The sequence below is a fragment of the Herbaspirillum sp. NPDC101396 genome (assembly GCF_044767365.1).
GTDB lineage: Bacteria > Pseudomonadota > Gammaproteobacteria > Burkholderiales > Burkholderiaceae_D > Herbaspirillum.
Window position 1 is genome coordinate 149,268 of the sequence record NZ_JBIWNT010000007.1, and the last position, 24,541, is coordinate 173,808.

General features: G+C 61.6%; 24 protein-coding genes and 2 tRNA genes. 12 read left to right on the forward strand and 14 right to left on the reverse strand.

Annotated features, from left to right (window positions below; all coding sequences use genetic code 11):
• Positions 1-219 precede the first annotated feature (219 nt).
• From ACIROY_RS22725 to ACIROY_RS22755, 7 genes are all read left to right on the forward strand, one after another.
• Positions 220-1,587, forward strand: coding sequence for an LLM class flavin-dependent oxidoreductase (locus ACIROY_RS22725; RefSeq protein ID WP_402278508.1), 1,368 nt, complete (start codon positions 220-222; stop codon positions 1,585-1,587).
• 137 nt (positions 1,588-1,724) lie between these two features.
• The gene (locus ACIROY_RS22730) at positions 1,725-2,219 is read left to right on the forward strand and encodes a flavin reductase (protein WP_402278506.1); all 495 of its coding nucleotides are present in this window, start codon (positions 1,725-1,727) and stop codon (positions 2,217-2,219) included.
• A 4-nt stretch (positions 2,220-2,223) separates the two neighbouring features.
• A complete protein-coding gene (locus ACIROY_RS22735) occupies positions 2,224-3,483 on the forward strand; it encodes an MFS transporter (protein ID WP_402344386.1) in 1,260 nt (419 codons plus the stop codon).
• 71 nt (positions 3,484-3,554) lie between these two features.
• Positions 3,555-4,985: an NAD-dependent succinate-semialdehyde dehydrogenase gene (locus ACIROY_RS22740; protein WP_402278502.1), complete on the forward strand. Its 1,431-nt coding sequence runs from the start codon at positions 3,555-3,557 to the stop codon at positions 4,983-4,985.
• 203 nt (positions 4,986-5,188) lie between these two features.
• Complete coding sequence (locus ACIROY_RS22745; protein ID WP_402278500.1) at positions 5,189-5,398, forward strand: DUF3311 domain-containing protein; 210 nt, start codon at positions 5,189-5,191, stop codon at positions 5,396-5,398.
• Between the two features lies 1 nt (position 5,399).
• Entirely contained in the window at positions 5,400-6,899 is a 1,500-nt protein-coding gene (locus tag ACIROY_RS22750; protein ID WP_402278498.1) for a sodium:solute symporter, read from the forward strand.
• 114 nt (positions 6,900-7,013) lie between these two features.
• Positions 7,014-8,225 carry a M20 aminoacylase family protein gene (locus ACIROY_RS22755; RefSeq protein ID WP_402344389.1) on the forward strand — a complete coding sequence of 404 codons (1,212 nt, stop codon included), beginning with the start codon at positions 7,014-7,016 and terminating at the stop codon, positions 8,223-8,225.
• Between the two features lie 54 nt (positions 8,226-8,279).
• Here ACIROY_RS22755 and ACIROY_RS22760 read toward each other — a convergent pair whose 3' ends face one another.
• From ACIROY_RS22760 to ACIROY_RS22800, 9 genes are all read right to left on the reverse strand, one after another.
• The gene (locus ACIROY_RS22760) at positions 8,280-8,708 is read right to left on the reverse strand and encodes a hypothetical protein (RefSeq protein ID WP_402344393.1); all 429 of its coding nucleotides are present in this window, start codon (positions 8,706-8,708) and stop codon (positions 8,280-8,282) included.
• A 23-nt stretch (positions 8,709-8,731) separates the two neighbouring features.
• Complete coding sequence (locus ACIROY_RS22765; protein WP_402278493.1) at positions 8,732-9,355, reverse strand: glutathione S-transferase family protein; 624 nt, start codon at positions 9,353-9,355, stop codon at positions 8,732-8,734.
• A 78-nt stretch (positions 9,356-9,433) separates the two neighbouring features.
• Positions 9,434-10,150 (reverse strand): aspartate/glutamate racemase family protein, encoded by a 717-nt coding sequence (locus tag ACIROY_RS22770; RefSeq protein ID WP_402344396.1) that lies wholly within the window; start codon positions 10,148-10,150, stop codon positions 9,434-9,436.
• A gap of 21 nt (positions 10,151-10,171) precedes the next feature.
• Complete coding sequence (locus ACIROY_RS22775; protein ID WP_402278489.1) at positions 10,172-10,693, reverse strand: hypothetical protein; 522 nt, start codon at positions 10,691-10,693, stop codon at positions 10,172-10,174.
• Between the two features lie 25 nt (positions 10,694-10,718).
• Positions 10,719-11,807 carry an NAD(P)/FAD-dependent oxidoreductase gene (locus tag ACIROY_RS22780; protein ID WP_402344399.1) on the reverse strand — a complete coding sequence of 363 codons (1,089 nt, stop codon included), beginning with the start codon at positions 11,805-11,807 and terminating at the stop codon, positions 10,719-10,721.
• A gap of 174 nt (positions 11,808-11,981) precedes the next feature.
• Positions 11,982-12,329: a hypothetical protein gene (locus ACIROY_RS22785; protein WP_402278485.1), complete on the reverse strand. Its 348-nt coding sequence runs from the start codon at positions 12,327-12,329 to the stop codon at positions 11,982-11,984.
• A gap of 254 nt (positions 12,330-12,583) precedes the next feature.
• Positions 12,584-13,483, reverse strand: coding sequence for a DUF72 domain-containing protein (locus ACIROY_RS22790; RefSeq protein WP_402344402.1), 900 nt, complete (start codon positions 13,481-13,483; stop codon positions 12,584-12,586).
• Between the two features lie 72 nt (positions 13,484-13,555).
• Complete coding sequence (locus tag ACIROY_RS22795) at positions 13,556-14,263, reverse strand: MOSC domain-containing protein (protein WP_402344405.1); 708 nt, start codon at positions 14,261-14,263, stop codon at positions 13,556-13,558.
• Complete coding sequence (locus ACIROY_RS22800) at positions 14,260-14,967, reverse strand: glutamine amidotransferase (protein WP_402344531.1); 708 nt, start codon at positions 14,965-14,967, stop codon at positions 14,260-14,262. Before ACIROY_RS22800 ends, ACIROY_RS22795 begins: the two co-directional genes overlap by 4 nt.
• A 94-nt stretch (positions 14,968-15,061) precedes the next feature.
• Here ACIROY_RS22800 and ACIROY_RS22805 point away from each other — a divergent pair, with 94 nt between their 5' ends.
• Positions 15,062-15,604 carry a helix-turn-helix domain-containing protein gene (locus ACIROY_RS22805; RefSeq protein ID WP_402344408.1) on the forward strand — a complete coding sequence of 181 codons (543 nt, stop codon included), beginning with the start codon at positions 15,062-15,064 and terminating at the stop codon, positions 15,602-15,604.
• Positions 15,605-15,691: 87 nt separating this feature from the next.
• On the forward strand, positions 15,692-16,729 hold the full coding sequence (mgrA, locus tag ACIROY_RS22810) for an L-glyceraldehyde 3-phosphate reductase (protein WP_402278475.1): 1,038 nt from the start codon (positions 15,692-15,694) through the stop codon (positions 16,727-16,729).
• 79 nt (positions 16,730-16,808) lie between these two features.
• On the opposite strand, the gene ACIROY_RS22815 is transcribed toward mgrA, so the two are convergent.
• Positions 16,809-17,666, reverse strand: coding sequence for an SDR family oxidoreductase (locus ACIROY_RS22815; protein ID WP_402344411.1), 858 nt, complete (start codon positions 17,664-17,666; stop codon positions 16,809-16,811).
• A 98-nt stretch (positions 17,667-17,764) separates the two neighbouring features.
• Here ACIROY_RS22815 and ACIROY_RS22820 point away from each other — a divergent pair, with 98 nt between their 5' ends.
• Positions 17,765-18,202, forward strand: coding sequence for a winged helix-turn-helix transcriptional regulator (locus tag ACIROY_RS22820; RefSeq protein ID WP_402278472.1), 438 nt, complete (start codon positions 17,765-17,767; stop codon positions 18,200-18,202).
• A gap of 67 nt (positions 18,203-18,269) precedes the next feature.
• Here the strand turns inward: ACIROY_RS22820 and ACIROY_RS22825 are convergent.
• The 4 genes from ACIROY_RS22825 to ACIROY_RS22840 all read right to left on the reverse strand — a co-directional run bounded on the left by ACIROY_RS22825 (position 18,270) and on the right by ACIROY_RS22840 (position 21,625).
• Positions 18,270-18,345: transfer RNA gene (locus ACIROY_RS22825), tRNA-His, on the reverse strand.
• A gap of 129 nt (positions 18,346-18,474) precedes the next feature.
• Positions 18,475-19,350 (reverse strand): glutamate racemase, encoded by an 876-nt coding sequence (gene murI, locus ACIROY_RS22830; protein WP_402344414.1) that lies wholly within the window; start codon positions 19,348-19,350, stop codon positions 18,475-18,477.
• 64 nt (positions 19,351-19,414) lie between these two features.
• A complete protein-coding gene (locus tag ACIROY_RS22835) occupies positions 19,415-20,959 on the reverse strand; it encodes a fumarate hydratase (RefSeq protein WP_402278468.1) in 1,545 nt (514 codons plus the stop codon).
• 45 nt (positions 20,960-21,004) lie between these two features.
• On the reverse strand, positions 21,005-21,625 hold the full coding sequence (locus tag ACIROY_RS22840) for a YqhA family protein (protein WP_402278466.1): 621 nt from the start codon (positions 21,623-21,625) through the stop codon (positions 21,005-21,007).
• Between the two features lie 370 nt (positions 21,626-21,995).
• Here ACIROY_RS22840 and acs point away from each other — a divergent pair, with 370 nt between their 5' ends.
• Together acs and ACIROY_RS22850 are read left to right on the forward strand one after the other, a co-directional pair.
• Complete coding sequence (gene acs / locus ACIROY_RS22845) at positions 21,996-23,978, forward strand: acetate--CoA ligase (protein WP_402344417.1); 1,983 nt, start codon at positions 21,996-21,998, stop codon at positions 23,976-23,978.
• A gap of 216 nt (positions 23,979-24,194) precedes the next feature.
• Positions 24,195-24,285 (forward strand) — tRNA-Ser (locus ACIROY_RS22850).
• Positions 24,286-24,541: the final 256 nt, after the last annotated feature.

The following is a 24,541-nucleotide window of genomic DNA, read 5'->3' on the forward strand; positions in this document are numbered from 1 at the left end:
ACCTTCCAGGGGAAACTCGCGCACCACGTCGGCGCTTGATCCGGATCAATACGGGGCATGCCGGATTACTCTAAAAAATATGAAGAATATTCTTGCATAGTGTATTTTTGTCCAATATAGTAAACAGCAGAAAAACGCGAATCAGCTGCAATGCCGATCAAAACAAAGCTGCTGGGCCGCATCGTTTGCCGCAACAAGATCAGCTACCGAGGAGACAGAATGTCCAGAGAAATCCATTTCAATGCGTTCGACATGAACTGCGTCGGCCATATCCAGCAAGGATTGTGGCGCCATCCGCGCGACCGTTCGGCCGATTACCGTGATATCCAGTATTGGATGGAGTACGCCCGCAAACTGGAAAAAGGTTTGTTCGACGGTATCTTCTTCGCCGACGTCGTCGGCGTCTACGACGTCTACGCCGGCAACCCGGATGCCGCCATTCGCGGCGCGGTGCAGGTTCCCGTCAACGATCCGACCATGCTGATCCCGGCAATGGCCGGCGTCACCACGCATCTCGGTTTCGGCGTGACCAGTAACCTGGTGTATGAGTCGCCGTTCCTGTTCGCGCGCCGCATGTCGACGCTGGACCACCTGACCGGAGGACGGGTCGGCTGGAACATCGTGACCGGCTACCTGGACAGCGCAGCGCGTGCCATCGGCCTGTCGGGGCAAATGGCGCACGATGACCGCTATGACCTGGCCGACGAATACATGGAACTGGTTTACAAATTGTGGGAAGGCAGCTGGGAAGACGGCGCAGTGCAGGTCAATCGCGCGGACGGCTTCTACGCCGATCCCGCCAAAGTACACGTCATCCACCATCGTGGACGCCAGTATCAGGTCGACGCCATGCATCTGTCGGAACCGTCGCCGCAACGCACGCCGGTGCTGTATCAGGCAGGTTCTTCCACACGCGGTCGCCAGTTCGCAGCAACCCACGCCGAATGCGTGTTCGTCAACGGCCAGAGCAAGGACGGCGTCAAGAACATCGTTGACGATATCCGCGCGCAGGCCGTCGCACTGGGTCGCGCCGCCGACGACATCAAGGTATTCCTCGGCGCCACCATCATCACCGCCGCAACCGAAGCCCAGGCCAAGGAAAAATTCGCCGAGTACCAACGCTACGTCAGCTCCGAAGCGGCGCTGGTGCATGCGGCGGCGTCGATGGGCATCGACTTCGCCAAATACGACATGGATGAACCGATCGAAACCGGCAAGAGCCAGGCCATCGTCTCCAACGTCGAGGCCATGACCCGCAGCGCCGGCCCGCAATGGACCAAGCGCAAACTGCTGGAACAGATGACGCTCGGCAGCCGCCAGGCGCCGCTGGTCGGCTCGGCCGAACAGGTCGCCGATGTCCTGATGGGCTGGTCCGAGCAAGCCGGCGTCGATGGTTTCAATCTGTCGCGCACCGTGGTGCCGGAATGCTTCGACGACATCATCGGACTGGTGGTGCCCATCCTGCAAGAGCGCGGCGTCTACAAGACCGCCTATAAACAGGGTGCGCTGCGCGAGAAGCTGTTCGGTGCGGCGCGTTTGCCGGCCAGCCACAGCGCCAACCAATACCGTATCAAGCCAACGCCGTAACACCGGCCGGGCCGGCCTCCTCCTCATCAGCACCATATCGGCGCGCCGTTGTCGACGCGCCGAGGGGGATCGCTTGCCCTGAATCAGTTGCGCTGCATTGGGTTGCGCAATCCATTCATCCTTGATGAAAGTCCGCCATGATCGATAAAATCATCTTCCGCGACGCCATGTCCAGCTTCGGCGCCGCCGTCAATGTCATCACCAGCGACGGCGTTGCCGGGCTGGCCGGTTGCACCGTCTCTGCGGTATGCAGCGTCACCGACGAACCTCCCACCCTGATGCTGTGCATCAACCGCGACAGCCGCAACAACGCCATCTTCAAAGAGAACGGCGCCTTGTGCATCAACGTGCTGTCGGCCTGCCAGCAGCAACTGGCGATCCTGTTCTCGAGCAAAGGCGTCGACGTCAAGGAGCGTTTCCTGTCGGCGCAATGGGAGCGGCTGGAAACCGGTGCGCCGGTATTGATCGATGCGCTCGTCGCGCTTGATTGCAAGATCGATTCGGTTTCTGAAGTCGGCACCCACAGCGTGTTCTTTTGCTCCGTGCAAGCGGCGCGCAGCAACAAGGGCAAGGAGGCGCTGATCTACCTCGGGCGCAACTTCCACTGCCTGCCGACTGCGCTGGCGGCATGACAGCATGACGGCAGCGACAGACACCAGGGGCGCCATCAACATGAAGGATGCGATCACACCGCTGCCCGGCAAGCTGCGCTCGCTGCTGATCTTGCTGGCGTGCGAGATCGGCGCGATGGCGGTCTGGTTCTCTTCCGCCTCGGTCATCTCGATGATCAAACGCACCCAATCGATCCCGGCGCTGGACCAGGCGCTGCTGACGAGTTCGGTCCAGTGCGGCTTCGTCGTCGGCACCGTGATCAGCGCATTGCTGTCGCTGGCGGACCGCTACGATCCGCGCCGGCTCTTCATGGCGTCGGCGCTGGTGGCGGCCGCCGCCACCGGTTTGCTGGCGCTGCTGCCGCCGGTCGGGACCGGAGTCTTCCTGTTGCGCTTCCTGACCGGCATGTGCATGGCCGGCGTGTATCCGGTCGGCATGCGGCTGGCAGTGACCTGGGCGCAACGCGATATGGGCTTGCTGATCGGCTTGCTGGTCGGCGGACTGACATTCGGCTCGGCCAGCCCGCATTTGCTGGCCGCGCTTGGCGGCATCGAGTGGCGCGTCATCTACGCGATCGCCGCCGGCTGCGCGGCGCTGTCGGGCATCGGCATTCTGTTCTGCGGCCTGGGACCGAACATGACGCGCGGCAGCCGCATCGATTTCAACTACATGGCGCAGGCCTGGCGCAATCCGGCGATACGCCTGGCCAACCTGGGCTACCTCGGCCACATGTGGGAGCTCTACGCGATGTGGGCATGGCTGGCGGCTTTCCTCGCGGCCAGTTTTGCAGCGGCAGGCATGGCGCGGCCGGAACACTACGCCAGCCTCTTGACCTTCGCCGCGGTCGCCGTCGGCGCGTTTGGATCGATCGGCGGCGGCTGGCTGGCGGACCGCTGCGGCCGCACCACCGTGACCATCGCCGCGATGGCGACCAGCGCCGCCTGCGCCGTGCTGATCGCCTTCCTCTACGGTTTCACGCCGTGGCTGGTGGCGCCGGTGGCGCTGCTGTGGGGCATCTCCGTGATTGCCGATTCGGCCCAGTTCTCCGCCAGCGTGGCCGAGCTCGGCGAACCCTCGATGACCGGCACGCTGCTGACCGTCCAGACCTGCGCCGGCTTCCTGCTGACGCTGGCAAGCATCCACCTGGTGCCGGAAGTGGTGGCATGGATGGGCTGGCGCGCCGGGTTTTGCATGCTGGCGATCGGTCCAGCGCTGGGTTGCGTTGCGATGTATCGCCTGCGGCAGCGCCCGGAAGCACTGCGTCTGGCAAACGGCAAAAGATAAACAAAAAACTCAGCAGCAAATTCAGCAACGGATGCAGTGCGCAAGCGCGTGTCATTTCACAAGGTCGAGCGATGAACAACTACCCCGAAATTCAATTCCTGATCAATGGCAACTGGATACACTCCGCCGGCAAGCCGATCATCAACCCTGCCGATGAAAGCGTGATCGGCAGCGTGCCGATGGCCACGCCGCTACACCTGGAACTGGCGCTGCAGGCGGCCGACTCCGGCTTCCACATCTGGAAGAACATGGCCCCCGCCAAACGCGCGGAGATCATGCTGCGCGCCTGCGACCTGATGCGCGAACGGGTCGAGAGCATTGCTGCGGCCATCACGCTGGAACAAGGCAAGACCCTGGCGCAGGCGCGCGCCGAAGTCCTGCGCGGTTGCGACCTGATCGCCTGGGACGCCAACGAAGGCCGCCGATTGTACGGTCGCCTGATCCCGGCCGAGCCGGAGATGCGGCATACCGTCTTTCGCGAACCGGTCGGCGTCGTTGCGGCGTTTACTCCCTGGAATTTCCCGCTCAGCTCACCGGCGCGCAAGGTCGGCGGCGCCTTGGCCGCAGGCTGTTCGATCATACTCAAGGCGGCGGAAGAAACCCCTGCCGGCGCCTTGATGCTGGCGCGCGCCTTTACCGATGCAGGTCTGCCGCCGGGTGTGCTCAACCTGGTGTTCGGCGATCCGGCCCAGATTTCAGAAACCCTGATCTGCCATCCGTTGGTGCGACTGGTGACCTTCACCGGCTCGACCGCAGTCGGCAAGCACCTGGCGGCGATGGCGGCGCGCCACATGAAGCCGGCCATCATGGAACTCGGCGGACATGCGCCGGTGATCGTCTGCGAAGACGCCAATCCCGAACTGGCGGCAACGGTGTCGCTGCAAGGCAAGCTCAACAACGGCGGCCAGGTGTGCGTCGCGCCGACGCGCTTTTTTGTGCATCGCGCGGTCTACGATCGTTTCGTTGCGGCATGCGCCGCCTACGGTGAAAAGATCCGCGTCGGCGACGGCATGCGCGACGACGTGCAGATCGGCCCGGTCACCAACATTCGCCGCGTACAGGCGCTGGATGCGATGGTCGACGATGCCCTGCTGCATGGTGCGCGCATCGTCTGCGGCGGCAAACGCCTGCCGGGCGCCGGTTATCACTTCCCGTTCACGGTGCTGGCCGACGTGCCCGTGATGGCGCTGGCGATGCGCGAAGAACCGTTCGGCCCCTTGTGCCTGATCACGCCGGTGGAAGACATCCACGACGCCATCCGCAAGGCCAACGACCTGCCGTTCGGCCTGGCCGGCTACGCATTCACCGAGTCGGCCAACCATGCGCATCGGCTGGCAAGCGAACTCGAGGTCGGCAACCTGGCCATCAACCACATGGTGTCGGCGGTGTCGGAAACACCGTTCGGCGGCGTCAAGGACAGCGGCTATGGCCGTGAAGGCGGCACCGAGGGACTGGAGCATTACACCCACGTCAAATCGGTGTCGCACAAGTTGCTGGGCTGAGCCACGAATTTATCCGGATCTCGATCCGACTTCGCTCCGGAGGAAATCCCATGTAGCCCGTCCGCCATCGCCAGCCCGGTTCGCCGCTATTCCTGCGGACCTTGCAGTTCATCTTCGCCTGTTTCTGCGATTCAGCCAGCTGAGCCGCAGGCCACGCTTGTTGTCGTTTGCATCTGTCAATTGTCAATTCAAGGGGGGATTCAATGAGTGCAGTTCGGTATCTTGCTTTACTGCCCGTCGCATCAGTCATGCTCGGGCCGTTTTTCTTCAATCGCGTTACGCCATTTCTGTTCGGTCTGCCATTCCTGCTGTCGTGGATGGCGCTGTCGCTGGCCATGACGTCGGTCGTGATGTACGTCGTCTATCGATTCGATCCGCGCAATGCGCCGGGCTATGTCGAGCTGGGAGAATAATATGAACATTGCCTTGATCCTTATTTTCGGCACCATGCTGCTGGCCCTGTGGCTCGGCGTCCGCGCCCAGCGCGGCAAGGACATGAGCCTGGAGCAGTGGACGGTGGCCGGCCGCGGCTTCGGCGCCGGCCTGGTGTTCCTGCTGATGGCGGGTGAGATCTACACCACCTTCGTGTTCCTCGGCGGCAGCGGCTTTGCCTACGGCGTCGGCGGTCCGGCGTATTACATGCTGGGCTTCGGCAGCCTGAGCTTCGTGTTGTCGTACTGGATATTGCCGCCGATCTGGCGCTTCGCCAAACAGCACAGATTGCTGTCGCAGCCGGACTTCTTCGCCAAGAAATTCAACAGCCCTGCGCTCGGCATCCTGGTCGCCCTGGTGGGCGTGGTCGCCCTGATGCCCTATCTGGTGCTGCAGCTCAAAGGCCTCGGCATCATCGTCAGCGTGGCGTCTTACTCCGGCCTGAGTTCCACGCAAGGCGTCTGGATCGGTGCGATCGTCACGGTCATCTATGTCATGGTATCGGGTGTGCACGGCTCGGCCTGGACCTCCGTGCTGAAGGATTTCCTGGTGCTGGCGGTGGCGATCTTCCTCGGCCTGTATCTGCCCTGGCACTACTACGGCGGCATCACGCCGATGTTTGAAGCGATCGAACTTGCCAAACCCGGCTTCCTGGCCTTGCCGGCCACCGGCAAGAGCGCGGTCTGGATGACCTCCACCGTGCTGCTGACGACACTGGGCTTTTACATGTGGCCGCATATGTTCATGGCGTCGTTCACCGCCAAGAGCGAGCAGAGCCTGCGCCGTAATGCCTATACCCTGCCGATCTACCAGATGATGCTGCTGTTCGTTTTCTTCGTCGGCTTTGCCACGGTATTGCAGATTCCCGGATTGACCGGGCCTGACATCGATCTGGCGCTGTTCAAGATTTCAATCGCCACCTTCGATCCCTGGGTGGTCGGCATCATCGGCGCAGCCGGCGTGCTGACGGCCATCGTCCCTGGTTCGATGATCCTGATGGCCGTGTCCACGCTCCTGGCGAACAATGTCTATCGCGCCATGCGCAAGTCGAGCGACAACGCCGAAGCAGACAACCACCACATCGGCCGCGTCGCCAAGCTGGCGGCGCCGTTGGTGATGCTCGCAGGATTGTGGTTCACGTTGCAGGGTGGACAAACCATCGTCTCGCTGCTGTTGATGGCGTACAGCCTGGTGACGCAATTATTTCCGGCGCTGCTGGCCAGCATCATGCCGTCCCGGCCGGTCACCAAGGCGGGGGCGATCGTCGGTATCCTGGTCGGTGAAGCAACCGTGGCGATCCTGTCGGTGACCAAGATGACGATCTCGGATCTGATTCCTTTCATCCCTGATTTCCTCAAGGACACCAATGTCGGCGTCGTTGCCCTGACGCTGAACGTCATCGCCATGTTGCTGGTTACCGCGGTGACGCGTTCCGGCGCCAGGCAGGACAGCAATCAGCTGCGGGCTGATTCAATTGCCTGAATGAAGTAAGCAAGTGATGTGAGCAAGCGAGGTAGCAGCTGCTCCGGCGGCGAGGCGAGGACTCCATCGAGACACCCTGCTTCGCCGCCTTTTTTCATTTTCAATTTTCTAGCCATGACTTCCAACGACGCCCTGAACTTTTCCGATACGACGACACTGCGCACCTTGATCAATGCCAACTTGCCGTTCCTGCGCAGCTTCAGGCGCGACCTGCACCGGCATCCGGAATTGCGCTTCGAAGAGTTGCGCACCGCCGAGGTGGTCGCCGCCGAATTGCAGAACGCCGGCTATGTGGTGCGCAAGGGCATGGGCGGCACAGGACTGGTCGCCACCTTGCAGGGCAAGCAGCGCGGGCCGGGTATCGTGCTGCGCGCCGACATGGACGCCCTGCCGATCAGCGAAAAGAATGTCTTCGATCACGCCTCCCGTTGCGACGGCCGCATGCACGCCTGCGGCCATGACGGACACACCACCATGTTGCTGGGCGCAGCGTTGCTGATGAAGACGTTGCAGGCCCCGCCGCACGACGTGCACTTCGTCTTTCAACCGGGCGAAGAAGGCGGCGCGGGCGCGCGCAAGATGATGGATGACGGCTTGTTCCAAGAATTTCCGACGGCGGCGGTGTTCGGCATGCATAACTGGCCCGCCTTGCCGGCCGGACAGTTCGGACTGCGCGTCGGCCCTATCATGGCCGCGGGCCAGCGTTTCAGAATCAGCGTAACCGGTCTTGGAGCGCATGCCGCCCAACCGCACATGGGCATCGATCCGATTCCGATTGCCTGCGCCATCGTCCAGCAATTCCAGACGCTGGTTGCGCGCCACAAGAGTCCGGTCGATCCGGCCGTGATTTCGGTGTGCATGTTCAACGCCGGCATGACCGACAACGTCATTCCCGACAGCGCAGAGCTGCGCGGTACGGTACGCACCTTGTCGTCCACACTGCTGAAAAAACTGCAAGGCGAGATGACCAGAATCGCTGAAGGCATTGCTGCCATCCATGGCGCCGGCGCGACGCTGGAGTTTTTCCAATACTATCCGGCGACGGTCAATACGCCCGCAGAGACGGCGTTCTGCCGCCAGGTGCTGGAGCGCTGCTTCGGCGCCAGCAATGTGCACGCAGACGTGCCGGCCAACATGACCTCAGAAGACTTCGGCTTCATGCTGGAGGAACGTCCCGGAACCTACATCCTGATCGGGAATGCTGCCGCCGGCAGTCGCCAGCAGTTGCACAATGCACACTATGACTTCAATGACGACATCATCGCCGGCGGCGTCGAGTACTGGGTGCGGCTGGCGCAATCCTTTTCCTGTGAGCCTGCGCAATAATCCCATCCAGCCTGCAGGTTACTCCGCCGGTTCAGGGAACGACATGTCGAAGGTCTACTGGATGTCGGCCCTGAGATGGCTTGCAGGAAGCCCGATATCTTCCAGGACCTTGCGGAGTTTTGTCGCATACGCAGGATCGACGGCGCCATCCAGCGGCGGAGCTATGTGCACCATGCTGATGGCGCTGACGATCCGCTCGCCGTCATCGACTGCAAACGCTTCCGCCCGATAGTCGGGTTGATCCTTGTAGAGGACGTCGATTTCGGCATGTGTGAGCTGGTACAGCATGCCGTGCGCAGTCGCCCCTTCTTCTCGCAACAAGATCGCCTTCGTCCGGACGACTATCTTGCAATCGCGAATCGTGGCAAGACGCGGCTGCCGGATGACGATCCCTTTGGTCTGCAGCGAAGCGGCATCCATATGCAGACCATAGAAAAAGATATCGACGAGACGGTGGGGCGAATTTTCCGCTGCGGTGTCCATGCTGCTCCGATGTGAAGTGAGAATCAGGGCGCGCCGTTGTCGCAATGCGCACCAAAGCCCGGCCGCTCGCGCAGGCGTTCGAAGTAGCTCGCTACGGCAGGATAGTCCGGCCGCTCCATGGGCGTCGACAACCAGCGATTGACGGACAAGGCGATCGGGATGTCGGCCAGCGTGAAATCCTGGCCGGCGACGTACGCGCCGGTCGCGTCAAGATGGCGATCCAGCCTGCCCATGTGCGCGTTCCAGCCGGCGACTGCGGCGGCCAGTTCTGTTGGCTGTTGATGCGCGGGCGACTTTCTGACCAGCGAAAGAAAAGCGTAGCGCCATGCACTGTTCAGGTCCGATGCCTGCCAGTCCATCCATTGGTCCACCTGCGCCCGTCGCCGCGGTTCCTGCGGATACAGCGGATCGGCGCCGTACCGGTTGGCCAGATAACGCAGGATGGAATTGGATTCCCATAGCACGAAGTCGCCATCGCGAATCACCGGAACCAGCCCGTGTGGATTCAACGCCAGAAACTCCGGCGTTTGCGTCGATTGAAAATCCCCGCCCCAGTTCTCCTGCTGGAAGGGCAAGCCGAGTTCCGTACAGCACCAGAGCACTTTTCTGACGTTGATTGACGTAACTTTTCCAAGGACGGTAATCATGGCGACGCTTTCAGGTTGAAGGAATCACGATACAGAGACAGGCATGATACCGGTTCCGGACTGAATCCGGCGGCGGCCCTACTCCGCCGGATAACACCGCGGCCGCAAGCCCGCCTGGAACCAGTTCACCAGCGACACCGTATCGTAGATCGGAACGCCGAAGGTCTGCTGGATGTCAGCCGTGAACGGTGCGAGGTTGGTGCATTCAGACACGATCGCGCCGATCGATGGATTTTCGCGCAGCATGCGCGCGACCAGGTCGAGCACTTCCTGGCGCAGCACCGCATACGGCACGCTGTCGTCGCCCTCCCGGATTGAACGCACGAACTCGGAATCCTGCGGCATGCCGTACACCGGCGTGTCGGCGGCGATGCCGACTGCTTCCAGGTATTTCCCGTTGAGCACCTCGCCGTTGTAGGTAAGGATGCCGACCTTCTTGTCCGACGGAATGATCCGCTGCACCATCGGCACCTGCAACAGGCTGCTGGTGGCGACCGGCACGCCGCAGAAGTCGACCAGCTCCTGCTGGTAGATCGACAGGAAACCACAGGTCGTGGTGATGCCGTCGACGCCGGCATCAACCAGCTCTTTCGCTGCCTTCTTGAAAGGCTCCAGCAGGCTGACGTTGTGCAGGTCGGTCATCTTCGACGGCACGGCGTCTTCGACGATGCGGTATTGCACAGGGAAATTCCAGGTGCCGGCGTGGCCGATGTCACCAAGGTAGCGGCGGAAATGCGTCTTCACCATCAGGATGCCGACGCTGACGCCGTAATAGGTTTTCTTGGGCCCGCTCATGTGTTTGCTCCGTTCTTTTCTTTATTGCGCCGGGTCTTGCAGGTAGTCATCCATGTCGACTTCGAGCAGGCTGTTGAAGATGTTGGTGGCCACCATGGTGCCGCCGAAACCGATCAGGTTGACGATGGCTGTGTCGTCGTAGCGCTGCTTCAGACGCACCCAGATGGCGTCATCGAGTTGTTTGGCGCGGCCACCGATGCGGCTGCCGAGGTCGATCAGCAGTTGCTCGTCGTCGGTCGGATTGAAGTCTTTCGGCGAGATGCCTTCGGCTGCCAGCGCCTTGCGGAAGAAGGTCGAGCACAGCAGGCAATCCGACGCCGACGAGATGGCGTGCGCATAGACGTTGAAGGCGCGCTTGCCGAGCAACTTGATCAGCTCGGCCTTGATCAGGTAGGAGCCGTGATAGGCCTGGTGCGCCGCCAGCGAATGCAGGATGGTGCCCTTCATGTTGGTGACCTGGCCGACGCGCGTGATTTCGTCGTCGTAGGATTGCCGGCCTTGCGGGTCGAGCGCATCGCGCTGCACGAGGTTGATTCTTGCCATGGAGTGTCCTTGTGGGATGAAGGCGTCAGAGAAAAAAGCGTTGCGGCCGGAAGCTTTCCAGCTCGGGCCGCACGGTGTTGTTGAGGATTTCATCGGCGGCCGTTTCACCCAGGAAAGGCGCCAGCGTCACGCCGCTGTGCGTGATCACGCTGTAATAGCCGCTGGTGTCGGGCGACGGACCGACCGCGGGAAACTGATCGGCGGGAATCGCACGCACGCCGACGCGCAAAGCTTCGGCGTCGACGCCACGCAGCAGCGGCAACACCTCGCGTGCGGCGGCGAGCAGTCCCGCCACTTCCGGCGCGCGGCGGTCAAATTCGGCGTCGGCCTTCACCTCAAGATCGTTGCGGCAGATCAGCAGGCGACCCGCTCCGTCCGGACGGATATGTACCCGCGGCGAAAAGATTACGCGCTGCACGCTGTGCGCCAGCGGCGGCGTGAACAGCATCAGGCCCGCCGACGGCGCCATTGGAATGCGCAAATCAATCGGCAACGCCGCCTGATCGGCCCAGCGGCCGGTGGCATTGACGACCACGTCGGCATCATGTGTCGCGCCATCGGCGGTGGTGACTCCGGTCACCCGATTGCCCTGGCGACGGATTGCCGTCACCGCAAGATGTTCAAATACGTGAGCGCCAAGCCGCCTGGCCTCGGTCAATAGTCCATGGCTGTAGACGACCGGATCGACCCAGCCGTCGTCGGGAAAGAACGCCACCGGCGCATCGCCGACGGCATCGGAATCGATGTCCGGTTCCAGCGCCTGCAAAGCGGCGCGATCGAGCCACTCTGCGGCATAACCCCAGGATTGCAGCAGCGCCACTTTGGCGCGATAGGCCTCGGGCGCGATGCCCTCCCATTCGACGGTGCCGCCGCCGTGCCACCACGGTGCGTCACCGAAGCGTTCGCGCAAAGCGGCGTGCGCGCGCATGCCGGCGACGTTGAGATCGTGATAGGCGCGCGGCGCCTTGTTGTGTGAATTGACCCAGGCAAAGCTATTGCCGCTGATGCCGCCGCCGATGCGGCCGGCCTCGATGACGGTGACGGGCGCACCTGCGCGCGCCAGATGATAGGCGACGGAAGCACCGATCACGCCGGCGCCGATGACGATATGCATAGTTGGGATGGACGGTCGTCCGGGAAACTGCGATTGCTCAGACTGAGCGCGATGTTCCCGGTGGATTTCCTGATGGTGAAAACAAGATTTCCACTATAGCGCCAGCCCTGCCGGCGCCCAACGATCAATAGCGAGTTTGCAAATTACAAAACCGCATGTCCGGTGTGTAGCGCCTTATTGCGTCGTCGTTTCGGATGCGGAAGATTGCGATTTGGCGCGGCGGGTCTTGCGGCGTTCACCGTGCTTCATGACGGCGGCGCGTTCTTCGTTGGTGATTTCGAGCATGTCGAGATAGACGTGTTCAACTGCCTGCTCGTACGACAGCGTGGTGTCGAGCGCCATCTTTTCGGTCAGCAGCGCGTTGGCTTTCTTGAGGTTGCCGTCGCAAACGTCGCGGATGAAATTGAGCTTGCGCTGGAAGTCCGACACCGGCGCTTCTTCTCGCAGCTTGTGGCCGTAGCGCAGCCACAGCATGGCAACGCCGAACAAACCCGCGCCTGTGCCGATCAAAAGTGATCCCATTTAATTCTCCAGCCGAGTGGTTAATCGTTGTTATGACTCGTCACACAAAACAGCGGCAATCCGCGAGCATTGCCTGAAATTCATTTTGCGATTTTGCTTGGATTCCCCCCAAGACTTTTGTCCGCCGTCTTGTTGCAATGATTATTTTTTGACATCGGACAGGCGTCATTAAGCGACATTTTTCAGCGCTTCGCAACAAATCTTTACAACATACCGAAGCGACTTTCCCGAGTGTTTCCGCAGTGAATTCTTTGTCAGTTTTCTGTCAGCGCGGCGAGCCCTTTTTCGAGTCCCAGCCGCGCAATCAGACGCCTCGCATCGAACGGCGCCTTGACCTTGATATCGTTATCGAAGTAGCAATAAACATCCCTGCTCTTGCGCACTTTCGGCTTGCTGTCAGAGGCGCAATGGGCGTCCTTCGGCTGCCCACCCTTGCTCCACGCCTCGATGCGTTGCGCCCAGCGCTCCAGCGCCGGTTCGGTATAACCGCTGGCGTACAACTCCTTGTCGCCGTGCAGGCGCAGATACATGAAGTCGGCGGTAACGTCCTCCAGATACGGCCACTTGCCGGCGGTGTCGGCCACTACCAGCGCGACGTTATATTTGCGCAGCAGCGCGATGAAACCGTCGTCGATAAAACTCTCGTGACGGATTTCCATGGCGTGGCGCAGCTTGCGCTTCTTGTCGATCTTGAGCAGGCTGCGCTCCTTCATGCGCGGCTCGCAGTGTTGCGCCAGTTCCAGCGCTGCTTCGGTATCGTGCGGCAACAGGCTCAGGAAATGCTCCACCAGTTCGGCGTCGTAGCGGAAGCTGGGCGGGAACTGCCACAGGAAGGGGCCGAGCTTTTCCTTGAGGTTGAACACGCCGGAAGCAAACACATTGGCGAGCGGCCCGTCGATGTCGCGCAGGCGCTGGATGTGGGTGATGAAGCGATTGCCCTTGATGCTGAAGACGAAGCCCGGCGGCGTCGCGTCGTACCAGGCGGCGTAGCTCTGCGGTCGCTGCAAGGCGTAGAAGGAGCCGTTGAGTTCGATCGAGGGCAAGGCGCGCGACGCGAACTGCAGTTCGTCGGCCTGCTTCAGTCCTTCAGGATAAAAACCGCCGCGCCATGGCGCATAGCGCCAGCCGGAAATGCCGATACGGATCTTTGCCATGGCCGTCGCTCCGAAATGAAGTATCTGTCAGAGCAGACACGTACAGGATTTCAGAGTTCACCGTAACCGGCGTTATGAGACATCCGCTGACGGCGTGTCTAGCCGCTTCGTCCAATCTTCGAGCCGGCCGGATGACAGCCGCTTTTCAAACATGCCGCGCCAAGATGGCGGGAAGCTGTCGATCCCGATCAATTCATGCAGCAAGTCCGGCTCAACCGGTCGGCAATACAACACGTCGAGGATGCGCGACAGCGGCCACTGCGGATGCGGGCGCGCCAGCAGGACCAGCGCATCGCCGGCAGCGACCCAACCGCTTTGCAGCACGCGGTAGTACCAGCCGGTCTTGCCGGATTGCTGCACCAGCCGCGACATGCCGGCATGGGCGAAGCGCAGGTTAAGCCGCCAGCACGGCTGGCGTGCCTGCGAGACTTCCAGCAGCGCATTGCCGAGCGAGAAGCGATCACCGATGCAGACCTCGTGTTCGCCAAGGGCATCGGTGGAAATGTTCTCACCGAACGCACCCGGACGCGACCACAAGTCGCGCGCGCCGATGCGCTCTCGCCAGAACGCGTAATGCTCACGCGGATAATGATGCAAGGCCTTGTCCGGTCCGCCATGGAAGAGCCGGTCGCCCTGCTCGTCGCCGTGCAATCCCTGCTCCCCGCACCAGATGCGTCCCGCCAGCACCTGCTTGGCTATGCCGCTCAGATGAACGGTTCCCGCGAGCGCCGCGACCTTGCCGGTCAGCAGGTGATTAACGCGACAGCGCAAGGCTTTCACACGCACAGCCCGGTTTCCGCCAGCCAGGCGCGCAGGATATTTTCCGCATTGCTGCGCGCCTGTGCACCGCAGCGCCTGGCGTCATCGCGGATCGCCGACGGCCTGATCCCGGCCAAAGACAATTCGCAAGCGTGACCGATCAGCCATGCCTCGATGCAATCGGCGTCGGCTTCGACATGGAACTGCAACGCCAGCGCATGGCGGCCGTAACGGAACGCCTGATGCGGCGTCGCTGCGGTGGACGCCAGCAGCTCGGCGCCGTCCGGCAGGTCGAAGGTGTCGCCGTGCCAGTGCAGCACGGCGTCGTTGTCATTGAGCGTGGAGAGACTGGATGCGCGACCCGCGCCGGTCAGCGTCACGCCGCCCCAGCCGATTTCCTTCTGCGTGCCGGGATAGACGCGCGCACCCAGCGCCGCCGCCATCATCTGCGCGCCGAGGCAGATGCCGAGCAGCGGCTTGCCGCTCTCCAGCCGTGCCCGCACCAGTTCGATCTCTTCGCTGATGAAGGGATATTCGGCGCTGTCATTGACGCCGATCGGGCCGCCCAGCACGACCAGCAGATCGGCCGCCGCCACGGCTGCCGGCGACAATGCATCGACACCGGCCTGGACGTAGTCGACGGTAAAGCCGCCCTGCGTCAGCACCGGCGCGAAGTTGCCGAGGTCTTCAAAGGCGAGATGGCGGATGACGAGACATTGCATGATGAGCTTTCCGAAGACGAAGGATATGACACCCTGGTGATTATATGACACAAAGTGTCCTGAGCTACAATGCTTCACCTATTTTCGCCATTCCGACATGACCATTCGACTGAAGTTGCTAAGAAAGCAAAAGGGTTGGACGCTGGAGACGCTGGCTGATCAAAGCGGCCTCACCAAGAGCTATCTGTCCAAGATAGAACGCGGCGTCAGCATGCCGTCCATCGCGGTGGCGCTGAAACTGGCCAGGGCCTTGCAGGTCGACGTCGGGCAACTGGCGTCGGACGCCGGCAGCGATCAGCTGATCAGCATCACGCGCGCCTCGGCGCGCACCGCCATGGCGAAGACCGCCGACGGCGCCCGCCCGGTGGAAAGCATCGCCGCCGACATCGCGCCCAAAGAGATGCTGCCCTTCATGATGTATCCGCCGCAGGATTTCGTGGCGTCGGCATTCAAGGAGCACGAGGGAGAAGAATTCCTGTTCGTGCACAAGGGCCGAATCGACGTTGAATTTCCCGACCAGCTGGTGCAACTCAAGGCCGGCGATTCCCTCTATTTCAATGCGCTGATTCCGCACCGGACCAGAAGCACCGGCAGCGTCCAGGCCGAAGTCATGGTCATCGTCAGCAATCGCGAGCGCTGAGACCGCGCCCTCCCCCCACACGCAAATTCGCAAACTCGCAAACACGCAAACACGCAAGCAAAACCCGATCAACAAGGAGACACATCCATGACCTATCACGCATCCAACACCCGCTATGAAACCATGCAATACCGCCAGTGCGGCCGCAGCGGCCTGAAACTGCCGCTGCTGTCGCTGGGCATGTGGCACAACTTCGGCGACACCACCTCGCTGGCAACCCAGCGCGAAATGCTGCGCACCGCCTTCGACCTGGGCATCACGCATTTCGACCTGGCCAACAATTACGGGCCGCCGTACGGCAGCGCGGAAGCCAATTTCGGCCATCTGTTCAACCAGGATTTCCGGCCTTACCGCGATGAACTGATCATCTCGACCAAGGCCGGCTGGGACATGTGGCCCGGTCCTTACGGCCAGGGCGGCGGCTCGCGCAAGTACGTGCTGGCCAGCCTGGACCAGAGCTTGAAGCGCATGAACCTGGATTACGTCGACATCTTCTACTCGCATCGCTTCGACCCGGACACCCCGCTGGAAGAAACCATGGGCGCGCTGGCCACCGCCGTGCAGCAAGGCAAGGCGCTGTACGTCGGCGTGTCGTCGTATTCGCCGGAGAAGACCAAGGAAGCCGCCGAGCTGCTCAAGCAATGGAAGGTGCCCTGCCTGATCCATCAGCCGTCATACAACATGTTCAACCGCTGGATCGAGCAAGGCCTGCTCGATGAACTGGAACGCCAGGGCATGGGCTGCATCACCTTCACGGCGCTGGCGCAGGGACTGCTGAGCGACAAGTACCTCAACGGCATTCCGGACGATGCGCGCATCAACCGCGCCGGCGGCGGCTCGCTCAAGAGCGACCACCTGAGCGCAGAAAACCTGCAGCGCGTGCGCGCGCTCAATGACATCGCCAAGGCGCGCGGCCAGACGCTGGCGCAGATGGCGCTGGCCTGGGTGCTGCGCGATCCGCGCGTGACCACCACGCTGATCGGCGCCAGCAGCAGCAAGCAGATCCGCGAGAACGTCGCAGCGCTGGACAAGCTGAGCTTCAGCGCAGAAGAACTGGCCGCCATCGACAAGCAGGCGCAGGACGGCCATCTGAATCTATGGGAAGTGTCGTCGCGCCACAAGTAATCGCGCACGTAAGCAGAACGGGCCCATCGCTATTGAGCATAGCGATGGGCCCGCTTTCATTTCAGAGCAAGAAAGTAAATCAGCCCTTGCCCAACGCTGCCGCCACCGATGCCGACAACGGTACAGTCGGATGACCGATCAGCGCCGACAACTGCCGGCCATCGTCGAACAAGGCGCCCTTCGCTGCCGCCGCATCCGAGTCCGACAGCAGGACGGCGATCACTTCCGGCAAGCCGAAGCCGAGCAGCGCGGCCTTGTAGTCGGCTTCCGGGATGTCGCGATACTCGACCGGCTTGCCGGACTGGCGCGCCGCTTCCGCCGCCAGCTCGCTCAGCGTATAGGCGCCGTCGCCGGCCAGCTCGTAGATCTTGCCGGCGTGGCCGCTGCCGGTGAGCACGGCAGCCGCAGCCTCGGCGTAGTCGCTGCGTGCAGCCGAGGAGATGCGGCCATCGCCGGCGCTGCCGACAATCGCGCCGTTGGCGACTGCCTTCTGCAGGCCGCCGGTGTAGTTCTCGTGATACCAGCCGTTGCGCAGGATGGTCGCCGGGACGCCGCTGTCCTTGATGGCCTGCTCGGTTTGCTTGTGTTCCGCTGCCAGGCCAAGGGTCGAGGTGTCGGCGCGCAGCACGCTGGTGTAGGCCAGCAGCTTGACGTTGGCGCGCTTGGCGGCGTCGATGACGGCGCGATGCTGATTCAGACGCTCACCGAGCTCGTTGGACGAAATCAGCAGGACTTTTTCTGCCCCCCGCAGCGCGGCGTCGAGGCTGGCGGCGTCGGTGTAGTCGGCGCGACGCACTTGCACGCCGAGCGCGGCCAGGTCGGATGCTTTCTCCGGGCTGCGCACGGCGGCGACGATGTTCGCTGCAGAGACGGTTTTCAACAATGCGGCGATGACGAGTCGGCCCAATTGGCCGGTGGCTCCGGTGACGACGATCATGACAATTTCCTGTTCGGTGAAGTGAAAGAAATTGCAGCTTATCGGATACGCTAACTTTTAGTAAGTACGCACAAAAAGGTTAGTGTAAAATAATCGCCATGAATACACGAGACCCCGCACTCCACCCTCTTGCTACCCATGTGTCGCTGAAGGACCGCATGGCGCGCGGCGAGCTGTTTGCCGCCGATTGCCCCTCACGCAGCGTATTGAAGCACCTCACCAGCCGCTGGGGCGTGCTCTTGCTGGTTGCCCTGCTGGGCGGCACGCATCGCTTCAGCGACCTGCGGCGCAAGGTCGGCGGCGTCAGCGAAAAGATGCTGGCGCAGACGCTGCAGGAGCTGGAAGGCGACGGCCTGGTGATCCGCAAGTCGTATGACGTGGTGCCGCCGCACGTCGACTACACGCTGTCGCCGTTGGGTCTGGAAGCGGCGCAGCGCATCGAGACGCTGACGGACTGGATCGAGGTGAGTTTGCCGCGCTTCATGGCGGCCAGGCAGGAAAAGGAAGAGGAAAAAGAAAACCGGGCGTCAAAGTAAAACCCGTCCGGAAAATAAAAAAGGCCCTGCTGAATGGGGCCTTGTTTATTTGTAGTGCTGTTCAAACTGGGGTGGCTGACGGGGCTCGAACCCGCGACAACAGGAATCACAATCCTGGACTCTACCAACTGAGCTACAGCCACCACTGCATGACCAAGACCTGAATTACTGCCTTGAGTCAGTGAAGCAAAAGATTATACAAAACTGTAGGGCTTCTGGCAAATGAAATAGTCACCGCAACGAAATTTGCCGGAATCCCCGGGCGACGACTGCTAACTCGCCGCGATCTGGCGCACTTCTGCGTCCATCTTCAACAGATTGGTCAAGGCCGTCGACAAGGTGCTGACACCGGCGGTGGTGTAGGCCACCAGACTTCCGCCATTTTCAGCAGCGTCGCCGGAACGCACCAATGCCTTCGCCTCCAGCAAACGGCTCAATTGCCGCGTCACCGCTTCGCCGGTATCGATGATGACCGGCGCGGCGCATCCGGCATGTCGCGCCGCCGATTCGATCAGCTCGCGTGCGAATGGATAATGCGTGCAGCCCAGCACCAGCGTATCGGCGCCCTGCGCAATCAACGGCACGACGTAGCGATCCACCAGCGCCGCAGTGGCCGGCGATTGCAACTCACCCTTCTCGATCTGATCGACCAGGCCGACACAGGCTTGCGAAATGAACCGGACCTTGCCGGCTGCGGCGATCTGTTCACGCAAGGCGATGAAGCGCGCGCTAGCCAATGTGCTGCGCGTGGCCAGCACGCCAACCACGCCGCTCTTGCTGTGCAACGCCGCCGGTTTCAGGCCGGGCTCGATGCCGACCACGATCAGCTCGGGCCATTGCAAGCGGATCGCCTGGATCGCCGCCGCGGTCGCGGTATTGCACGCCACCACCAGGGCCTTGATGCCCTGCCCGATCAGGAAGCCGGCGATCGCCAGCGAGCGGTCGACGATCTGCTGCTCATCCTTGTCACCGTAGGGTGCATAGCCGGAGTCGGCAAAGTACAGCAGGTGCTCCTGCGGCAAGGCTGCGCGCACGTGACGCAGCACCGACAAGCCGCCGATGCCGGAATCGAAAATGCCGATGGGCGCGTCACGATCAGTGTGAGCGTCCATCGGCATCAGTGTTGCTGGTGAAGCTGTTGCGGTCATCGGCGAGCGACTCCCGTTTGTGGCTTCGGTTGGGACATCCGCTGTTGCATCCGCAGTTGCATTGTTATGCAGTCGTGACCGCGATCTTGCTCAACGCGGTGTTGGTCGCAATCTTTTCCTTCCACTCGGCAGGACCGGTGTTGTGCACCGAGATGCCGTTGGCGTCGACCGCCACCGTGACCGGCATGTCCTTGACGTCGAACTCGTAGATCGCTTCCATGCCCAGGTCGGCGAAGCCCAGCACCTTGGCCGACTTGATCGCCTTCGACACCAGGTAGGCCGAACCGCCGACCGCCATCAGGTAGGCCGACTTGTGCTTCTTGATCGCCTCGATGGCGGTCGGGCCGCGTTCGGATTTGCCGATCATGGAAATCAGGCCGGTCTGCTCCAGCATCATGTCGGTGAACTTGTCCATGCGCGTGGCCGTTGTCGGACCGGCAGGACCGACCACTTCGTCGCGCACCGGATCGACCGGACCGACGTAATAGATCACGCGGTTGGTGAAGTCGACGGGCAGCTTCTCGCCCTTGGCCAGCATCTCCTGGATGCGCTTGTGAGCGGCGTCGCGGCCGGTCAGCATCTTGCCGTTCAGCAGCAGGGTCTGGCCCGGTTTCCACGACGCGACTTCTTCCTTGGTCAGGGTGTCGAGGTTGACGCTCTTCGACTTTTCGGTGTCCGGCACCCAATGCACTTCAGGCCATTCGGACAGCGACGGCGGATCCATGTAGGCCGGGCCGGAACCGTCCAGCACGAAGTGGCCGTGACGGGTTGCCGCACAGTTCGGGATCATCGCGACCGGCTTGGATGCGGCGTGGGTCGGGTACATGGCGATCTTGACGTCGAGCACGGTGGTCAGGCCGCCCAGGCCTTGTGCGCCGATGCCGAGCGCGTTGACCTTGTCGCACAGCTCAATGCGCAGTTCTTCGGTCTTGTTTTGCGGACCACGTTGCTTCAGTTCGTACATGTCGATGTCGTCCATCAGCACTTCCTTGGCCATCAGCATGGCCTTCTCGGCAGTGCCGCCGATGCCGATGCCGAGCATGCCCGGCGGACACCAGCCGGCGCCCATGGTCGGCACGGTCTTGAGGACCCAGTCCACCAGCGAGTCGGACGGGTTCAGCATGACGAACTTGGTCTTGTTCTCGGAACCGCCGCCCTTGGCGGCGATGCGCACGTCGACGGTGTTGCCCGGCACCAGTTCCATGTGGATCACTGCCGGGGTGTTGTCCTTGGTGTTCTTGCGGTCGAATTGCGGGTCGGCCACGATGGACGCGCGCAGCACGTTGTCCGGATGGCTGTAACCCTGGCGCACGCCTTCGTTGACGGCGTCGGCGATGGAGCCGCTGCCGAAACCTTCAAAGCGCACGCCCATGCCGATGCGCAGGAACACGTTGACGATGCCGGTGTCCTGGCAGATCGGGCGCTTGCCTTCGGCGCACATGCGCGAGTTGGTCAGGATCTGGGCGATGGAATCCTTGGCGGCCGGATTCTGCTCCAGCTCATAGGCGCGCGCCAGATGCTGGATGTAATCCACCGGATGGTAGTAGCTGATGTATTGCAGCGCGGCGGCTACGGATTCGATGAGATCGTCTTGCTTGATGATGGTCATGGCTGGTTCTCTCGGGGGTTGAATGAAAAATACGGAAAGATTCGGTCAGTGTGGTTCCGGCGGCTCCGCTGGAACCGCGGGATGGCTCATGAGCCGGTCGCAATACGCGATCGCCATGGCCGACAACAGGAAGGTGATGTGGATGCCGGTCTGCGCCAGCAAGGTCTTGACGTCGTACAGGTTGGCGTTGATGAAGGTCTTGAGCAGATGGATCGACGAGATGCCGATGATCGCCGTGGCCAGCTTGACCTTCAGCACCGAAGCGTTCACGTGCGACAGCCACTCGGGCTGGTCGGGATGGCTTTCGAGGTTCATGCGCGAGACGAAGGTTTCGTAACCGCCCACGATCACCATGATCAGCAGGTTCGAAATCATCACCACGTCGATCAGCGCCAGCACCACCAGCATGATGGTCTGCTCATTGAGCTTGTCGGGACGCAGCGCGCCTTCGAGGGCGACCGCGTCGAGGATGTGTTCCAGCGAGGCTGCATTGCCCAGCGCCGCGCCGATCAGGTCGCTCAGCTCGACCCAGAAGTGATACACGTAGACGCACTGCGCCAGGATCAGGCCGAGGTACAAAGGCAGCTGCAACCACCGGCTCATGAAAATCAGATTGGGCACGATGCCGATCTTTTTACCGGAAGGCGTGGAGCGAGTGTCTTTCATTGGCGCGGATCTCAGAATAAAACAGTGATGTGAGAAGGCGGTCAGCCTTGTCTCACGGCAGCTTGCGTGCATCGCATGTGGAGAACGGATGCATTCAGGCGAGCGAATTCAGGCCGCTATTTTACACTCCCTTGCCATGTTCTTGGCTGCTGGCGCGCTACGGACAACGGCCACAGATGCGATAATGCACTCTGGCAATACCGCAGTGCAAACTTCGTTGCGCTCTTGTGGTCTGACCTCTGTACGTGACGTCGGACCGCGCGCAGCGGCCCTTTCCGCCCCGATCAATTCAGCATGTGTAAGGACTGAGTAAGTGAACACGCCTATGTTTTGCAAAAAGCAAAAATCATTAATCGCAGGAGACTAAATCGTGGCAGACATCGAAACCTTCAAGCAGGAAAACCGTGTATTCGCCCCACCGGCAGAGTTCGTCAAGAACGCCGCCGTGTCCGGCATGGACGCCTATAACGCCTTGTGCGCCGAAGCAGAACGCGACTACGAAGGCTTCTGGGCCCGCCTCGCGCGTGAGAACCTGCAATGGAACAAGCCCTTCACCAAGACCCTGAACGAAGCCGACGCGCCGTTCTACAAATGGTTTGAAGACGGCAAGATCAACGTCTCGTACAACTGCCTCGACGTCAACCTCGACAACGGCAACGCCGACAAGACCGCCGTCATCTTCGAATCCGACGACGCCAAGGTCACCCGCGTCACCTATCGCGAACTGCACAAGAAAGTCTGCCACTTTGCCAACGGCCTGAAGTCGCTCGGTGTCAAGAAAGGCGACCGCGTCGTCATCTACATGCCGATGTCGGTCGAAGGCGTCGCCGCCATGCAAGCCTGCGCCCGCATCGGCGCCACGCACTCGGTGGTGTTCGGCGGCTTCTCCGCCAAATCGCTGCAGGAACGCGTGATCGACGCCGGCGCAGTGGCCGTCATCACCGCCGACTACCAGGTGCGCGGCGGCAAGCAATTGCCGCTCAAATCCATCGTCGACGAAGCGCTCGCCATGGGCGGCTGCGACACGATCAAGAACGTCATCGTCTACAAGCGCGCCGGCGCCGACATCAACTGGGTCGAAGGACGCGACCTGTGGCTGCACGACGTCGTCGCCAACCAGCCCGATGCCTGCGAACCTGAATGGGTCGACGCCGAACATCCGCTGTTCATCCTCTACACCTCCGGCTCCACCGGCAAACCGAAGGGCGTGCAACACGCGTCCGGCGGCTACCTGCTGTGGGCCGTGCTGACGATGAAGTGGACCTTCGACATCAAGCCTGACGACGTCTACTGGTGCACCGCCGACATCGGCTGGATCACCGGCCATACCTACATCGCCTACGGCCCGCTGGCAGTCGGCGCGACGCAGATCGTGTTCGAAGGCGTGCCGACTTATCCGAACGCCGGTCGCTTCTGGGACATGGTCCAACGCCACAAGGCCACCATCTTCTACACCGCGCCGACCGCGATCCGCTCGCTGATCAAGGCCGCCGAAGCCGACGAAAAAATCCATCCCAAGCAATACGACCTGTCGTCGCTGCGCCTGCTGGGTTCGGTCGGCGAGCCGATCAATCCGGAAGCATGGATGTGGTACTACAAGAACATCGGCCAGGAAAAATGCCCGATCGTCGACACCTTCTGGCAAACCGAAACCGGCGGCCACATGATCTCGCCGCTGCCGGGCGCGACGCCGCAAGTGCCGGGCTCCTGCACGCTGCCGCTGCCGGGCATCACCGCCGCCATCGTCGATGAAACCGGCAACGACCTGCCCAACGGCACCGGCGGCATCCTGGTCGTCAAGCGTCCGTGGCCGTCGATGATCCGCACCATCTGGAACGACCCAGAGCGTTTCAAGAAGAGCTATTTCCCTGAAGAATTCGGCGGCAAGGTCTACCTCGCCGGCGACGGCGCGATCCGCAACAAGGACACCGGCTACTTCACCATCACCGGCCGCATCGACGACGTGCTGAACGTCTCCGGCCACCGCATGGGCACGATGGAAATCGAATCCGCCCTGGTCGCCAACCCCATCGTGGCCGAAGCCGCCGTGGTCGGCAAACCGGACGAAACCACCGGCGAATCGATCTGCGCCTTCGTGGTCCTGAAGCGCCCTCGCCCGACCGGCGACGAAGCCAAGGCCATCGCCAAGGAACTGCGCGACTGGGTCGCCAAGGAAATCGGCCCGATCGCCAAACCCAAGGAAATCCGTTTCGGCGACAACCTGCCCAAGACCCGCTCCGGCAAAATCATGCGCCGCCTGCTGCGCGTGCTGGCCAAGGGCGAAGACATCACGCAGGACATCTCCACCCTGGAAAACCCGGCCATCCTGGACCAGCTCAAGGAAGCGCAATAAGCTGGAAAAGAGACCGGAAATAAGCGGAAACAGACGGAAAGGCGCTGTATTCCCGGCCGCAAGCCGCATCTGCACCAGGAATGCCGATCTGACAAGAAATAATGGCGATGCCGCAACGCATCGCCATTATTTTATGGGCGACGGTTCAAAATCGCGTCACTCCCTAAAAAATGTTGCTATAATCAGCGGCTTCGCTAAAAACGAAGCCAAAATTCCGGAGAGATGGATGAGTGGTTGAAGTCGCACGCCTGGAAAGCGTGTATAGGTTAATAGCCTATCGGGGGTTCGAATCCCCCTCTCTCCGCCAGAATACAAAATGCCCGCTTATGCGGGCATTTTTATTTGTATTTCACTTTTTGTTTGCAGAGCAAACCCATCTGCGGAGAGAAGTAAGCCGCCTGCGCGGCTTACGCGGGGGATTCGAAGGGAATCGCTTGCAAGCGATTCAGCGGCCTGCGGAACGTAGGCGAATCCCCCTCTCTCCGCCAGAATACAAAATGCCCGCTTATGCGGGCATTTTTATTTGTATTTCACTTTTTGTTTGCAGAGCAAACCCATCTGCG

Bases quoted from the DNA above. Each gene is read 5' to 3' on its own strand.
- ACIROY_RS22725 (WP_402278508.1), top strand. From the start codon at position 220: ATGTCCAGAGAAATCCATTTCAATGCGTTCGACATGAACTGCGTCGGC.
- ACIROY_RS22730 (WP_402278506.1), top strand. From the start codon at position 1,725: ATGATCGATAAAATCATCTTCCGCGACGCCATGTCCAGCTTCGGCGCC.
- ACIROY_RS22735 (WP_402344386.1), top strand. From the start codon at position 2,224: ATGACGGCAGCGACAGACACCAGGGGCGCCATCAACATGAAGGATGCG.
- ACIROY_RS22740 (WP_402278502.1), top strand. From the start codon at position 3,555: ATGAACAACTACCCCGAAATTCAATTCCTGATCAATGGCAACTGGATA.
- ACIROY_RS22745 (WP_402278500.1), top strand. From the start codon at position 5,189: ATGAGTGCAGTTCGGTATCTTGCTTTACTGCCCGTCGCATCAGTCATG.
- ACIROY_RS22750 (WP_402278498.1), top strand. From the start codon at position 5,400: ATGAACATTGCCTTGATCCTTATTTTCGGCACCATGCTGCTGGCCCTG.
- ACIROY_RS22755 (WP_402344389.1), top strand. From the start codon at position 7,014: ATGACTTCCAACGACGCCCTGAACTTTTCCGATACGACGACACTGCGC.
- ACIROY_RS22760 (WP_402344393.1), bottom strand. From the start codon at position 8,708: ATGGACACCGCAGCGGAAAATTCGCCCCACCGTCTCGTCGATATCTTT.
- ACIROY_RS22765 (WP_402278493.1), bottom strand. From the start codon at position 9,355: ATGATTACCGTCCTTGGAAAAGTTACGTCAATCAACGTCAGAAAAGTG.
- ACIROY_RS22770 (WP_402344396.1), bottom strand. From the start codon at position 10,150: ATGAGCGGGCCCAAGAAAACCTATTACGGCGTCAGCGTCGGCATCCTG.
- ACIROY_RS22775 (WP_402278489.1), bottom strand. From the start codon at position 10,693: ATGGCAAGAATCAACCTCGTGCAGCGCGATGCGCTCGACCCGCAAGGC.
- ACIROY_RS22780 (WP_402344399.1), bottom strand. From the start codon at position 11,807: ATGCATATCGTCATCGGCGCCGGCGTGATCGGTGCTTCCGTCGCCTAT.
- ACIROY_RS22785 (WP_402278485.1), bottom strand. From the start codon at position 12,329: ATGGGATCACTTTTGATCGGCACAGGCGCGGGTTTGTTCGGCGTTGCC.
- ACIROY_RS22790 (WP_402344402.1), bottom strand. From the start codon at position 13,483: ATGGCAAAGATCCGTATCGGCATTTCCGGCTGGCGCTATGCGCCATGG.
- ACIROY_RS22805 (WP_402344408.1), top strand. From the start codon at position 15,062: ATGACCATTCGACTGAAGTTGCTAAGAAAGCAAAAGGGTTGGACGCTG.
- mgrA (WP_402278475.1), top strand. From the start codon at position 15,692: ATGACCTATCACGCATCCAACACCCGCTATGAAACCATGCAATACCGC.
- ACIROY_RS22815 (WP_402344411.1), bottom strand. From the start codon at position 17,666: ATGATCGTCGTCACCGGAGCCACCGGCCAATTGGGCCGACTCGTCATC.
- ACIROY_RS22820 (WP_402278472.1), top strand. From the start codon at position 17,765: ATGAATACACGAGACCCCGCACTCCACCCTCTTGCTACCCATGTGTCG.
- murI (WP_402344414.1), bottom strand. From the start codon at position 19,350: ATGACCGCAACAGCTTCACCAGCAACACTGATGCCGATGGACGCTCAC.
- ACIROY_RS22835 (WP_402278468.1), bottom strand. From the start codon at position 20,959: ATGACCATCATCAAGCAAGACGATCTCATCGAATCCGTAGCCGCCGCG.
- ACIROY_RS22840 (WP_402278466.1), bottom strand. From the start codon at position 21,625: ATGAAAGACACTCGCTCCACGCCTTCCGGTAAAAAGATCGGCATCGTG.